Genomic DNA, 14,720 nt, shown 5'->3' with positions numbered 1-14,720 from the left:
CTCGTTTAGCCTGGCGCCTCCCCTCTCCTGCCAGACGCCTGGAAATCAGAGCGCACATCGGAAGGAGTTCGCTCTCCGCCAACTCTTGGCAACAGTCCACCCCCATCCATCCGCGCCCCGAAGCGCGGGAAGGATGGGCGATGGATCAAATGGTCATGCCCCAACTGCGTCACACCTCGACCACGGCTTTGAGCGCGGTGCTGACGAGGGCGCAGGTGATGGTGGTTGGCGGAAGCTCCAGTGCCAGCGCGACCATGCGACGGTAGGTTTGCAGCTGGTTGCTGTAGCGGGTGATGAGGACGTCCTCGGAGTCGACGCGGTCGGTTTTGAAGTCGATGATGCGGGCGGCAACTGGAGTTCCCGTGGCATTGCGCTCAACCTCCAAGCGGTCGATGACGCCGCTGATCCAGACACCGTCGATCACCGCCTCGATCGGGCGTTCGCAGCTAACCTCCACACGGTCGCGGCGGGCGAACCACGCCGCCACAGCAGGGGCGGCGAGCGTTTCGACGACGGCAGTAGCGGCATCGCTGGAAACCGAGTCCAGGACCGCTGGTGCGTCATCGGCCCAACGGATGCGCTCGAACAAAGCGTGTACCTCGCTGCCGAAGCGCATGCCCGCACGGGATGCGAGCGCACTGGTTGGGAATGCGGCACCCTCCCCGTCTGCCTCGGCCGAGTGATCGCTTGGTGAGCGTCGCTTGCGTCGGGCGACGGCGGTGCCGAGCTCCACGGCCTGGGCGGAGGATGGCGCTGATTGCTCCTGAGGTGGTGCGGTGGCGAACCAATCTGCATCGCCCTCGGAGTAGAGAACGTGCTCGTCCTGCGTGCCTAGGTCGCCCTTTGCCACGCCCATCCCATCGCCGACCGAGCCAATGATCCAGTCGCGCGGGTTGGCTTTGTCGTCGTTGCCCGGTGTGGCCTCCACCAGCACGTGAAGCGAGCGGGCGGCACGGGTCAATGCGACGTACACCAGGCAGAAGCCTTCGTAACATTGGTCCTCAGACCATTCCGCCATCATTTCGCCCAGCACCTCGTTAGATTCCACCACAGGGTCGGCCGGGCGCATGATCTGGTTCACCACCTCACGGCGGGCACCGCGTTGCTCGATCATCGAGACGCGCCCCTTGTGGTCAAAGGCGTCAGAGGAAACAAACGGCAACATCACGGCATCGAACTCAAGCCCCTTCGACTTGTGAATGGTCATCACTTGCACCGTTCCCTTGCGGGAATGCTCGCGGCGTTTCAAATACTCCAGCGTGCCCACCCACTCGGCGATCGTGCCCCCAACGGCATCGAAACGCTCGGCGGCGCGGTGGATGTCCTGCAAGCGGTTGGCATTGAGCTCCGACAACCCGCCACGCTCGCTCAGCGAGGTGACGATCAATTCCATCAACCCAGCCGCACCGTGACGGCTGAAGCGCCTGACCGCCTCCCCCCACACTTTGGATGGCGTCTCGCCGAGCGCGTCCATGGCCGGTGCGAGCGGAGTCATCCAGACGTGGTTCGAGGCAAAGGTATCGGCCGGTGTGCGCAGCCAGCGGAAGAAGTCGGTAATGGCGCGCCCGAGCGGGCTGTCCTCGCCGATGCTCACCTCCGAGTCGAGTTCCACCGGGAAGCCCTTGCCGAGGCGCGAGCGCAGGCCCTCGACCACCAGGTCGGCGTGGGCGCCGGAGCGCACGAGCACCGCGCACGACAACCCGCGGCGCAGCGGATCGATGCGCTTCACCCTCGCGGCCAGGGCATCGAGCGTCGCCTCGTCCTTATCCGCCTTGTTAATTTTCACCCCTTCGGCAGCCGACGCCTTGGCATCGATTGCCACCACCTCGGCAAAACCGCTCAGATCCTTCGCCGCCTCGTGGTGCTGGTAACGCCAACGCGCCACGGCAGCGGCAGGGAAACGCCCCATCGAGCCCAGCTGCGGGTCACAGATCTGATTGACCAAATCGAGCACCACCTGCGACGAGCGCCACGACTTCGACATCGGCCACACGTCACGACGCGGCGCCCAGTCGGCGCGTTCCATCAGCTCGCCAAACAAGCGCACGTCTCCGCCGCGCCAGCCGTAGATCCCCTGCTTGGCATCGCCCACCATGAACAACGAACGCCGCCCCTCGGCGTCGAGCACCGCATCACCCAGCAGCGCTTCGACCACATTCCACTGGCTCATCGACGTATCCTGGAACTCATCGAGCAACCAATGGTCGTAGTGACTATCGAGACGGTAGTGCAGTTCCTCCAGGCGGCTGCCCAGATCCACACCGCCTCCTGCCAGCAATTGCGTCAGGTCGCTGAACCCCAGCTGGCCATAGCGCCGGACCTGTTCGTCGTAGGCGTTTTCATACGCACTGAGCACGCCGTAAAGCCCGAGGGTCCGGCCAGCGATTACCTTAAGCTCGGTGAAAAGGATGTTGCCGATCACGCGGAACATCGCAGCCGAGAGATTCGGTGTCAGTGGGTAGCTCTTCTTGTAATAAACATCTTCCCCAGCACCGGCACGCAGGGCGTCCAGCTGCTCGCAAAGGAGACCAAACAAAGCCGATTTGATCTCACTGACATTGCCCGGGCTGTAAGCTTCCAACTGGTCGATCAAGGCGATCCAGCGCTTGTCGTAGCCCTTGCGTGCGCCTTCCGCCATCGCCGGCACTTCGCCACGCGCCACCGCCAGCTCGGCTTTGCGGTCGATGTCCATTGGCAGTTGGATCCCGTTGGGGAACAAACGCTCCAGGTTCGCCCACTTGCTCTCCTCCGGTGCGTTGACAATCCGCTCGTGCTGCGACTCCAGATACTTCTCCAGCGTGCTGCTGATCTGCGACACCTCTTTGCCATAAGTCGCCAACTTGAACGCCTGGAGGAAGTTATCGCGCCCTTTTTCATTGGCGCCCGATGAGTTAAACAAATCCTGCAACACGCGCTCACGAGCGGCGGCTTGTTGTTGGTCGTCCAACAACTCAAAGCCACTTAGCCCGAGCTCGAACGAGAACTGACGCACGACTTTGAGGAAGAAGCTGTCCAAGGTGGACAAGGTGATGCGGTCGAGCGAGTCGACCACCGCCTTGAGCATCTCCAAACAACCCGCGGCATCCGGAGCGACGAGGGCGGGTGGTGACGAGAACATGGCAGGCTGGCTGGTGCCGTCGCCATTCCACGTGCGCACGATGTCAGATGCCAGCGCCCCGGCATCGTCCGGAGATCCCGCCGCCAGAGCCAGCCGGCTCAGGATCCGCTCGGTGAACTCCCCGGCGGCTTTGCGGGTGAAGGTCAGCGCGATGATGTGCTCCGGCTTCACGCCAGCGGCGAGCAATGCCAGGAAACGGTTGGCGAGCTGGTAGGTTTTCCCCGATCCGGCGGATGCCTCGATCACCATCGATCGGATCTCTGAATGGTTAGCAGACTGGCTCATCGTGCCACCTCCTCTCCACTGAGAGCCGCGACCACCGCCGCCGGCACCGCATTCTCAAAGCCATCCGGCGCCAGCGCGCCAAACTCGTCATAATGTAACTTGGCCGCGGCCTCGCTAGGCGGCCAAAACACACCTTGCCTGATCCGCGCTACCGCGCCCTGCATCCACTCCATCGCACTTTGCATTTGTTCCAAGGAAATCGGCCACTCTTCGAAGCCGGTGCTGGATTCGCTGTCGCCCAGATTGCAATAGGCCGCGGTCACATCCACCGATGACACGCCCTGCGTTTTCGCCACGTAGGCGACATACATTGGCAACTGCAAGTCCTGCCACTCAAGAGGGGTGCCCTTTTCATCCTCCATGAGATCCGCCATCGCCACGCGCTCGCCTTTGCTCTTGGCGACATGCACGCCCTCGGGCTTCTTCGCCTTGGCCGACGTCTTGTAATCGACCACCCGGTAGGCGCCGTCGCTATTCCGGTCGATGCGGTCGATGGTCATGTTGATCGGCACGCCGTCGAGCGCCCAATCCTTCACCCGCACCTCGACGTCGACGATCTGCCAGCCAGCCTCGCGTTGCTCCGCTTGGATCGTGGCAAACGAACGCAGCCGCTCGCGCGCCGACGCCACTTGCACCATTACCGGCAGGGTCATCGCCTCGCTGTAGTTGCGCTGGGCAATGGCATCGAGCCGCGCCACCAGCCACGCCGCAATTTCCTCGGCGTCCACACTGTCGCGGATCGCCGGCTCGCGGCCGAAGTCCTCGAGCACCTCGTGCACGAGCGTACCAAACTGCCCGGCATCGAGCTCACGCTTGGCCGCCTCGGCGCGTGACATCTTCACCACGCGCTCCAGGTAGAAACGGAACGGACAGGACAAATAACCACGCAGCGCCGACGGACTGAAGCCGCGCGTTCCATCCGCGTACGGGTTCTCTAACAGAGGCACATTAAGAAGCCAATCACCGCGCTGCCACTCTGGGATCACTTTCCCCTCGTCCGCAGCCTCGGCAAAACAATGGCGCACACGCTCCGCCAGCTCGTGGTCAGCACAACGCATCATCAAACGCGACGGCGTGCGCGGGTCGCCATTCGGCGCGGTTTTGGACAAATAGCAACGCAACGACCTCCCCTCGCCCGAACGGCTCGCCGCCATGGCCGACAACAAATATCCGTCCCGCGCCATGCGTTGGTCGCGGTCGCGCAGGCCGAGCTTGCGCCGCAGGCTCTCGGGCAGGAACGCGTCTTCGTTCAAGTTCTCGGGCACACAGCCTTCGTGCATACCGACCAATGCGAGGTGCGGCGCACTTTCGTAGCCCAGTTCGAGCCAGCCTTGCAGGTCGATCACCACGTCGTCGGAAGCATCGGGCACGCGGGCGCTGCGGATCAGTTCGGTCACCAAGTCCATCAATTCGCGTCCGCCGCTGAGCTCGCCATTGGCCTCGAGCGCGGCGCATTCGTCGAGCGCGCCGAGCACCGCTTCCAGCGCACCGCCGTCGTGACCGTCGTCGTAACTACCAGCTGTCAGGGATTCCACCAACTTGAGCATCCCGGCTGCGGTGCCTTTGCGGTTGAGTTCGGCCAACTGATCGCGCAATGCGGAGAGCGCAGGCTGCGCGAGGTCGAAACGTTCGGCCATCTCGTCCGGCATCTGGTGTAGCACGGAGAGCGCACGCCCGACGGTGTCAGGGATCGCCTGCTCGTGCAATTTGTCGAGCTGACGCCCGAGCGAGCAGCTCACGCCGCGCCCCGTCACCGCCAACGATTCCGGAGCTTTGAGTAGCACGGATGCCATATCAAACGACGGGCGCGGACCGAACAACTCACGCCACAAACCAAGCCACGCCACCAGGCCCGACGCCGCGATCGGGCGGCCGTTTGGGTCGAACCCACGCCACCCGCCGGCAGCCAGTTGGTCACGGACGGAGATAGTCAAATCGCCGTCACAAATCCCGACCGCACATTGGTCGCTGGCAGCGCCCGACTCCGCGAAATCGCTTACCATCGCAGCCGCCGTGGCCTCGGCACTGGCCGACAACGAAATCGACGCATTACCCCCTGGCAGATCGATCACGCGCGACTTCCACAGATCCGCCACCGGACGCCCCCACACGTCGAAGTGATCGGCCAAGCTCTCGGACGCGTGTACCAACACATGAACCGGAACGCTCAGCGCGCTCCAAGCCCGCACCGCCAGCGGCACCGGATCGGCCACGCCGGCAATCACCATGTGTGTCACCCCATCGGGCACGACCGCGGCGCGAGCGGTCTCGCGCTTGGCGGTACTCGGCAACAACTTCCCGCGCTCGGCGAGGTAGTCCGCCACAGCTTGCTCCAATGCGGCCAGTTGTTGCCAGCGCTGGGGCTCATCGGAAAGCTCAGCCACTTCGGCCAAATCGTGGTCGGCCTCGGCCACGGCTTCGCAGGTCGTGACCAGTGGCTTCGCCGCCCGCATCGCCCACGCAAACGTGCGCTTGGTATCGGTCTCGGGGAACAACGTATCAGCGGCCCCGTCCGGCACGCTGCGCAATACATTCGCCCAGGCTACCAACAACTCGCCACGCGTCGCCACGTTGGGGGCTGTCGGACGGAAGAACGACTCCGGAGTGACCACCCGCGGGGGAAACAAAGCGCCGCTGCTACCGGATGCCGCGCGTTCCGCCAATGCCTGACGCAACCTCCGCCCACTGTTAGCCGTGGGCACCACGACTACGGTTTCGTCCATGGCCGCCGGGAAATCGGACGACTCAAGGTGGGCACAAACTTGGGGAAGAAACGCATCCTCCCACGACAAAAAGAAACGGCACGGAGCGGGGTCTGACATCCCCGACACCATGCCGTCTGAAAATCATATTCAGCAAGCGCGATTTGAAACAAATCACCCGCACCTGCCAGGACGCTGCCGCTTAGTGCTTTTCGGCGTGCGTCTCATCCGCCTGAGCGGCGTCTTTGTGGTCGGCTTCGTGGGTGTCGCCGTGGTCATCGCCATGTGCGTCACCGTGTCCGTGGTCGCCATGACCGCCATGGTGGTGCAGCACCTTGGTGTCTTCCCAGGAGTGACGTTCACAAGATGCGCCAACCAGCGCAAGGGCAGCAAGTGAGGCAGTAGCGAAAATTCGGCTGATCATGGCATATTGATTCGCTTCATCCGCACGAAGCGCAAGCAAGAAATCAACTCAAAATCGAGCACAGAGCGACCCGCTCGCCCCCGCGGCGAGCACACGTCGGATCGGAATACTCACGCAGAGACGCAAAGACGCAAAGCTCCCGATGCGGCGCGGAATGGCATTTCCATCATCATCGCTCCGGCCACGCCAACCCATGACGGTGAGGACACCGTCGCTCCAACTAAGCCGCCAACTCAGTGGAGACTCGACGTCCCCGTCGATTTCTTCCACGGAGCGCAGCGACTATCATCATCCGCACACCCTGCTGCGTCACTCAATGACGGTGGGGACACCGTCGCTCCAACTAAGCCGCCAACTCAATGGAGGCTCAACGTCCCCGTCGACTTCATCCACGGAGCGCAGCGACCACCTCCATCCGCACGCCCTGCGCCGCCACTCAATGACGGTCGGGACACCGTCGCTCCAACTAAGCCGCCAACTCAATGGAGGCTCAACGTCCCCGTCGACTTCATCCACGGAGCGCAGCGATCACCTCCATCCGCACACCCTGCTGCGTCACTCAATGACGGTGGGGACACCGTCGCTCCAGCTAGGCAGCCAACTCAATGGAGGCTCGACGTCCCCGTCGACCTCTTCCACGGAGCGCAGCGACCATCTTCATCCGCACACCCAGCGCCGCCCCTCAATGACGGTGGGGACACCGTCGCTCCAACTAAGCCGCCAACTCAATGGAGGCTCAATGTCCCCGTCGACTTCTTCCACAGAGCGCAGCGACCACCTCCATCCGCACGCCTTGCGGCGCCAACCCATGACGGTGGGGACACCGTCGCCCCAGCTAAGCCGCCAACTCAGTGGAGGCTCGACGTCCCCGTCGACTTCTTCCACGGAGCGCAGCGACCACCTCCATCCGCATACCCTGCGGCGCCACTCAATGACGGTGGGGATACCATCGATCCAGCTAAGCCGCCAACTCAATGGAGGCTCGACGTCCCCGTCGACTTCATCCACGGAGCGCAGCGACCACCTCCATCCGCACACCCTGCGCCGCCACTCAATGACGGTCGGGACACCGTCGCTCCAACTAAGCCGCCAACTCAATGGAGGCTCAACGTCCCCGTCGACTTCATCCACGGAGCGCTGCGACCACCTCCATCCGCATGCCCTGCGCCGCCCCCCCCCCACCTCGCTGAAAGCGAGGCGCAAACCAGCCCAGGGTGAACGGAGCCTCAGGCGACGTCACCCTGGGATACCGGCATCGCCGGAAACCCGCACGCTGAAAGTGTGCTGGCACCCGCGGCCACAGCTGGTGACATTTGAGAGCACCCCATATCACGGAGCTCCCGGGTGAATACAATGCGGCGATCCTCGCCGCACTCCCAAACACCCTGCGCTACGACGGGGGACCGCGTCACGCCAACGACACCTAATCATCTGCGGAATCGGCGTAATCTGCGGATCCCCCAAAACCGAACCACCAACCCGCTCCGTCCACCCTACGGAATCCGCGTCACCAAGACCGACGCCCCATTCTCTCCGGCCACCAGCGGCGCACATCCAACCGGCGCAATGAAGAACGTCCCGACACCCGCGTCGCGACCACCGCATTGCACACTGCCCTCAACTACCGCCACGATGGCAAAACGCTCGCCCACCTCGAGATCGCGCTCGGCACCGGCCGCCAGTTCCCAGCGGTCGATGGTGTAATATTCACAACCTACCAAACGCTCACCCTCGGCTTTACCTAGCGATGGCTCGACATCATCAAAATCGATGCATTGCAGCGACTCATCGATATGTAGTTCGCGCGGTTTTCCATCCAGCCCCTTGCGATCCCAATCGTACACGCGGTAGGTGGTGTCGCTGTTCTGTTGGATTTCAAAAATCAAACATCCGGCGCCAATCGCGTGCAGGCGCCCGCTAGGCAGGTGAATGAAATCGCCCTTCTGTGGGCGCAGTTCATGCACTACGTCGGTCACCGTCCCGTTCTCGATTGCCTCGGCGAACTGCTCACGAGTTGTCTCCTTCGAGAACCCGACATACAACGCAGCCTCCGGATCGATGCCTGCCAGGATCCACGATTCTGTCTTCGGCTCGCCTCCCATGTCTCCGGCAATCGCCGCCGGTGGGTGCACTTGGATCGACAACTTATCCGCCGCATCCAGAATCTTGATCAGCAGCGGGAAATGCTCACTCTCCGGCAAGCCGGCACCAAAGACCTCCTCACGCTGGCCGCTCCACAATTGGTGCAAGGTCTGGCCGGCGTAATCGCCACCATCCACCACACTCACCGCTTCCGGCCGGTCGACCACTTCCCACGACTCACCAGTAGGCACCTCAGGATCTGCAACAGGTTTGTTAAAAACGTCTGCCAGCTTACGCCCGCCCCACACGCGCTCGAAGCATTGTGGCACAAAGAAAATCGGATCCGAAAAAGTCATGCGCCCAGATAGCTGCCCACTTCGGATCAATCCAGCCAAAAATCGTCGCTTGGCAATTGTGGCCGCCGGTATCATGGTGTCTCCACCTGTTGGCTAACCGCATCGCACCAGCCAACCCAAACGACTCCTCTCATGGACCTGCTTAAGAAAATCATCAAACACCCGCGCTTCCTCAAGTTCGTCGGCGCGGGCCTGGCCGTGGTCATCATCAGTGGCATCACCGCTCACTTCCTCGGCCTCGACCTGGATCAGATCTGGAACACCGCCAAAGACAGCTGGGAGTTCATCTCCTCAAACAAATGGGCACTCTTCCTCGCAATCGTCATCCTTCCGGCCCTGCCCTTCCCCATGAGTCTGCTGCTCGGTGCCGTCGGCGTTGCTTGGAGTGACATGCCGCTCACCCAGGCGTGTGCATTGGCTCTGGTCGGCGTGACTCTCAACATGACGTGGACCTATTTCGTGGCGGCCTACCCTGCGCGCAAGTTGATAGACAAATGGCTCAAGCTGACCAAATTCAAGATCCCGGAACTCGGCCGCCGCGACTACATCGGTCTGATTTTCCTGCTGCGCGCAACGCCGGGCATCCCGCTCTTCATCCACAACTACATCCTCGGCTTCCTGCGCGTTCCATTCTTTGTCTACCTGCCGATGTCGATCCTCATCACCGGCTGCTACGTGGTGGGCATCATCGTTACCAGCTCAGGCGTGGCGCAATCCGCCAGCGGCCAAAGCTCGTGGCAGGACAGCGTGATGAGCATCGCCACCGGCGTCGGTCTGCTCGTGATTGCCGGATTGATCACCAAGTTCATCCGCAAAGCGTACGCATCGAAGAAGTCGGAAGCCGATAAAGCCGCACTGGTGGAAAAAGACGACTCGTCCGAATCCCCGGCCACCACCGAGCCATCGGAAACCGAGGCGAAGCCTGCTGCCGAGCCCCTTCCTGCTCCTACCGCAGCCTCCACACCCACGGAAGAAGTTCCAGTCGATGCCGTGATCAGACCGGCCTCCACATCATCACCAGAGAGTGAAGAGCCAGAGGTATCCGCTGAGCAGACCGAAGCCAAGGAAACCGACGACACCGACGACGAGCGCCCCAAATAACACCGCCATGCCTGTCATCAGCGCCAACTTCTTGATCACTGCCGACGGCAAGGTCTCGACCCGCACGCTCACACCGTCCGGGTTCTCCGCCACCACCGACGACCACCGTCGCTTGAAAAAGCTGCGCGCCGGTGCCGATGCGTTGCTGGTCGGACGCCGCACCGTCGAAGTCGATGACATGACCATGGGCGGCGCCGTCACCGGCCACTACCCACGGCGCATGGTCTATTCGCCCACCGCGGCCCTCGATCCGGCCACCCGCCTGCTTCACACCGACGGCGGACCAGTCCACGTGATTTGCGGCGATCAGGTGAAAGCGGAAACCGCCGATGCTCTCACAACGTGGGGCGTCGCGATCGACCGCTTCCCAGACCCGACCGACCTGCGCCACGTCATCACCCAGCTCGCCGAAACCTATTCTCTGCAAAAGATCCACTGCGAAGGGGGCCCCGGTTTGTTCAAATTGCTTTGCGAGCACGACCTGATCGACGAGCTCCATCTCACTATCACCAATCGGATCTTCGGTGGCCACGCGGCCCCAACACTCACGGGCAACGCGGCCCAACCCTTGCTCCCGGCGAGCCTTCAGTTCGAACTAACGCATCACCAACAAATCGGTGATGATGTGTTCCTAAGCTATCGCCGCACTCGCTAGCCCGGCAGCACACGCTTCGGAAGCACCGCCCGTGACGGTGAGGACACCGTCGCTCCAGCTATGCCGCACTCAATGGAGGCTCGACGTCCCCGTCGACTTCTTCCACGGAGCGTAGCGACCATCTTCATCCGCACGCCCTGCTACGCCACTCAATGACGGTGAGGACACCGTCGCTCCAACTATGCCGCACTCAATGGAGTCTCGACGTCCTCGTCGAGTTCTACTACGGAGCGCAGCGACCATCTGCCATCCACACGCCCTGCGACGCCACTCAATGACGGTGAGGACACCGTCGCTCCAGCTAAGCCGCCAACTCAATGGAGGCTCGAGGTCCCCGTCGACTTCTTCCACGGAGCGTAGCGACCATCTGCCATCCACACGCCCTGCGACGCCACTCAATGACGGTGAGGACACCGTCGCTCCAACTAAGCCGCCAACTCAATGGAGGCTCGACGTCCCCGTCGACTTCTTCCACGGAGCGCAGCGACCATCTGCCATCCACTCGCCCTGCGACGCCACTCAATGACGGTGAGGACACCGTCGCTCCAACTATGCCGCCAACTCAATGGAGGCTCGACGTCCCCGTCGACTTCTTCCACGGAGCGTAGCGACCACCTTGCTCGCTGAAAGCGAGGCGCAAACCAGCCCAGGGTGAACGGAGCCTCTGGCGACGTCACCCTGGGATACCGATCATCACAACTACCGCACGCTGAAAGCGTGCCGGCACCTGCGCCCACGCCTTGTGACATCAGAAAACAACGCGTATCACGGAGCGCGCAGGCCGATACAAAGCGGCGATCCTCGCCGCACTCCCATGCGCCCCGCCCCATAGAGGCGGGCCCAACGACATCAAATCAATCATCCGCAGACTCAGCGCAATCTACGGATGCCAGAACCGTACTACCAACGGTGCCACACCTAGCGTACCATGAACGGATCGAGCCCACCTTCGGGGACGTCGAACATACGGTTATCCTCGATTGCCTCGCCCGCTGCCTTTTTGTCCGCCACCACGTTGCGACCGACCGATGCCACCGGCTTCTCATCGCCAGCGGAATCACCCGACGCCGCGGGTTTATCGCTGACCGTTGCCTTCGGCGTGATCAACTGACGAAACTCCTTCTCCCACTCCGGCGCTCTGGTATGAGTCAGGTTCTTGGTCAAATGACGGAACATGCGACGCGCCGCCTCCCGCTGGTCCCCCGCTTTGAAACAATCCACCTCCATCTGCCAAACCAACTCCGGCCGCTGCTCGGTCAGGAATTTCTCGTAAGCCAGCTCCTCGCGATCCTTCTCCTCACGGCTCTTGCTTTCGTTCTTCTGCCGCAGCGACGACGACAGCACCTTCACCACCTGCGCCTCATAATCAATGCGTGATTCCCACGCACGGTGCAATCGCTCCACACTCGCACGGTTGCGCAACGGCGGCAGGATCACCTCGTCAAAAACCCGAGCCAACGGCAATGGCGACATCGGCCACTTCTCCACTTGGATCCCATTCAACTTGTAGGCCCTGGCAAAAAACGTGCCGTTCACCCCCTGCTGGAGCACGCCGACCTGCCCCTCCAACTTCTCCCCATCAGCAAAAATGTCGGCAATAATATCAGCCGCTTCATTGGATAACTCCGTGGTTGGTCCATCGCTTGAGGCCGCCTTCAAAGTCAGCGAAAGCCAGCGCAACTGGTACTGCAGGGCACGACGAAACTCCTGCGCCGACAACTTGGCATCCTGACGATCCCTCCACTCCCGAAACTCTCGGAATGATTTGTTCTGGTCGTCGAAGTTCACCTTCTTCACACAGTCGAGATAGAACTTCACAGCCTCGGAGCCGCTCGACATCGCCTGCCGGTATGCCGAGTTGGCCGCACGGAATCTGGCCTCCACCTTGGCCTCGTTGTCCTCTTTGATCACGTCCAACTTCTTGAGCAAAGCCGCGCGATCACTCTCACTCAACTGCTCGGGAGCCGCCGCCGCATTACCAACCGTCAGCGCAGCAGCACCCAATACCATCATCAAATTCAATCTCATCAGCTTCAAAACGATTCAGTCATACAGATCTTAGAGTGGCGTTGCCCGCGCCCATACCGGGCTAGCAACTACCCTACTCCGCGCAGGAGCGCCAGCGGTACGTGGCCATTAGGCGAATCTTACAGATCCCGTCCTTTCCTTTGACCCAGCCCGATGGTGACATTACATAGAGAAGCACATTCTTGACCACCAGGAATGCACCAACGGCCATCCATTGTCCGCATGCCATCCTCTTTCTCCGCTAAGCTGCAACCCCTCCAAGCCGCGATGACCAAACTGGCATCGCAGTCGCTCTACGCCCGCGTGCTTGCCTATCTCGGGGTTATCACCACCGCCATCCTGACGTGGGTGGCGCTCAAACCTTGGTCCACCAAGGTGAACCTCGCTGTCGATGCCTTGCCAATGAGCCGCAGCCAGGAAATGCCGCTGGTAAGCGAGCAGATGTGGTTCGACTTTCTCATTGCGCACCTGGGGATGCTGGCTGCGATGCTGCTTCCGGCCTGGGTGGTTTGGGTCATCTGGCGCCACCGAGAAAAGGGCCGCGCCACATTGACCTGGCCTCTGATCTGGGTGGCTCTGGCACTCTGCGTCACCTGGATTCCGTCGATGATCCGCAACGGCCTGACCGAAGCCTCCGGCAGTGAAATGGGCGACGAACCGTGGCTCGCCGAATTCTGGATCGCCAGCTCGTTGATGCTGCTGCTGATTTTATCGGTACCCTTCATGGCCTGGTTGTACGGGCGGGCCCGCATCGTCGACCGCTACGTCGTACGCAATTTCCTCGGACCGTTTGCTCTCGCATTCGGTGGGTTCACTGCCATTTGGATCATCTCCGACATGGCCAACAACGGCAGCGATTTCACCGAAGCCAAAGTCTCCATCGCCGGTATTGCCCGCTATTACGGCACCCAGCTTCCGAGCCTGAGCCTACTGATGCTTCCCATCACCTTGCTGTTGGCGTTGCTCTTCGCTCTGAGCAAAATGTCCAAAGCGAACGAACTGGTATCGCTGCTCTCGGCCGGAATGAGTTCCACCCGCGTGCTGATGCCCCTCATTGTCATCGGCCTTTACGCGACCTTCATCTCATTCGTCTTCAGCTTCCACTGGGCACCCCGTGCCGACGGCGCACAACGCGCCCTGAAAGAGGAGATTATCGAACAGGCCCAGTCGAAAAAGAAAAGCAAACGAAGCAGGGACCGCTTCCGAGCCGAAGACCAGGCCTACATCAACCGCGTCGACAACCGCCAATGGTACGTCGGTGGGTTTCCCGAGTTCTACAGCCGGAAAAACAAGATCGAGAATGTCGTCGTTGCCGACTTCGACGAAGAAGATCGGCTGACCAAGGTCATCATCGCCGACCGCATCTACTGGGACTACACCCAGGACCTCTGGATCTTCTACGAGGGCCGTGTGTTCGAGTACGACGAGGAAGAGCGCATGGTCTCACAGACCACGTTCCCTCAGAAGCACTTGGAGTTCGACTGGCGTGAACGCCCGTGGGATCTGATCACCGCTGGGATCAACCCCGAACACCTCGGCGTGCCTCAGCTCAACGCGTTCATCCGCTCGCACACCTACTACCCGGAGGCCAAGCTCGCTCCATTCAAGACCTTCCTCCACCACCGCATCGCTCTGCCATTCGGTTGCCTTACCGCGGTGCTGATCGGTGCGCCTCTCGGCATCGTGTACTCGCGCCGGGGGATTCTCGGCGGCGTCGCCAGCGCGCTGGGCATTTTCTTTGCCATCCTCTTCCTGACCAACTTGTTCATGGCGCTGGGTCGCAGCGGCAGCATGCCGCCATTCGTCGCCGCCTGGGCCGCCAACTTCCTCTTCGGCGGAATCGGGGCCTACCTGCTGTGGTGCCGTGCCCGCAACCGTGAAGTGCCTTCGCCAAAGAGTCTCTTTGGCAGTCTAAAGCGCGCATTGTTCCCGGCAAAACCAGCGGCCACTTCCGCCAACTGATCCAAAC

General features: G+C 61.7%; 10 protein-coding genes. 5 read left to right on the top strand and 5 right to left on the bottom strand.

All coding sequences use genetic code 11. The features are described from left to right. Positions 1-169: 169 nt before the first annotated feature. Both G3M56_RS07995 and G3M56_RS07990 read right to left on the bottom strand, forming a co-directional pair. Positions 170-3,403 (bottom strand): UvrD-helicase domain-containing protein, encoded by a 3,234-nt coding sequence (locus tag G3M56_RS07995; RefSeq protein ID WP_164361844.1) that lies wholly within the window; start codon positions 3,401-3,403, stop codon positions 170-172. After that, positions 3,400-6,126 (bottom strand): PD-(D/E)XK nuclease family protein, encoded by a 2,727-nt coding sequence (locus G3M56_RS07990; protein ID WP_164361842.1) that lies wholly within the window; start codon positions 6,124-6,126, stop codon positions 3,400-3,402. Before G3M56_RS07990 ends, G3M56_RS07995 begins: the two co-directional genes overlap by 4 nt. A 109-nt stretch (positions 6,127-6,235) precedes the next feature. Here G3M56_RS07990 and G3M56_RS07985 point away from each other — a divergent pair, with 109 nt between their 5' ends. Then, positions 6,236-6,502, top strand: a complete 267-nt coding sequence (locus G3M56_RS07985) for a hypothetical protein (RefSeq protein WP_235203319.1) — start codon at positions 6,236-6,238, stop codon at positions 6,500-6,502. 684 nt (positions 6,503-7,186) lie between these two features. On the opposite strand, the gene G3M56_RS07980 is transcribed toward G3M56_RS07985, so the two are convergent. Together G3M56_RS07980 and G3M56_RS07975 are read right to left on the bottom strand one after the other, a co-directional pair. Next, positions 7,187-7,660 carry a hypothetical protein gene (locus G3M56_RS07980; RefSeq protein WP_164361838.1) on the bottom strand — a complete coding sequence of 158 codons (474 nt, stop codon included), beginning with the start codon at positions 7,658-7,660 and terminating at the stop codon, positions 7,187-7,189. 362 nt (positions 7,661-8,022) lie between these two features. Next, positions 8,023-8,967, bottom strand: a complete 945-nt coding sequence (locus G3M56_RS07975; RefSeq protein WP_164361836.1) for a type I phosphomannose isomerase catalytic subunit — start codon at positions 8,965-8,967, stop codon at positions 8,023-8,025. 132 nt (positions 8,968-9,099) lie between these two features. On the opposite strand from G3M56_RS07975, the gene G3M56_RS07970 reads away from it, so the two are divergent. From G3M56_RS07970 to G3M56_RS07960, 3 genes are all read left to right on the top strand, one after another. After that, on the top strand, positions 9,100-10,068 hold the full coding sequence (locus G3M56_RS07970) for a TVP38/TMEM64 family protein (RefSeq protein ID WP_164361834.1): 969 nt from the start codon (positions 9,100-9,102) through the stop codon (positions 10,066-10,068). A gap of 7 nt (positions 10,069-10,075) precedes the next feature. After that, positions 10,076-10,723 (top strand): RibD family protein, encoded by a 648-nt coding sequence (locus G3M56_RS07965; protein WP_164361832.1) that lies wholly within the window; start codon positions 10,076-10,078, stop codon positions 10,721-10,723. A 398-nt stretch (positions 10,724-11,121) separates the two neighbouring features. Beyond that, positions 11,122-11,331: a hypothetical protein gene (locus G3M56_RS07960; RefSeq protein ID WP_164361830.1), complete on the top strand. Its 210-nt coding sequence runs from the start codon at positions 11,122-11,124 to the stop codon at positions 11,329-11,331. Between the two features lie 310 nt (positions 11,332-11,641). On the opposite strand, the gene G3M56_RS07955 is transcribed toward G3M56_RS07960, so the two are convergent. Then, positions 11,642-12,736, bottom strand: a complete 1,095-nt coding sequence (locus G3M56_RS07955) for a hypothetical protein (protein WP_164361828.1) — start codon at positions 12,734-12,736, stop codon at positions 11,642-11,644. A gap of 282 nt (positions 12,737-13,018) precedes the next feature. Between G3M56_RS07955 and G3M56_RS07950 the strand changes: the two genes are divergently transcribed. Next, the gene (locus tag G3M56_RS07950) at positions 13,019-14,713 is read left to right on the top strand and encodes an LptF/LptG family permease (protein ID WP_164361826.1); all 1,695 of its coding nucleotides are present in this window, start codon (positions 13,019-13,021) and stop codon (positions 14,711-14,713) included. Positions 14,714-14,720: the final 7 nt, after the last annotated feature.

Source organism: Sulfuriroseicoccus oceanibius, from assembly GCF_010681825.2.
In the GTDB taxonomy this organism is placed as follows: Bacteria; Verrucomicrobiota; Verrucomicrobiia; order Verrucomicrobiales; family SLCJ01; genus Sulfuriroseicoccus; species Sulfuriroseicoccus oceanibius.
Note: the sequence above shows the minus strand (reverse complement) of the source record. Positions and strands in the feature narration are given on the sequence as shown.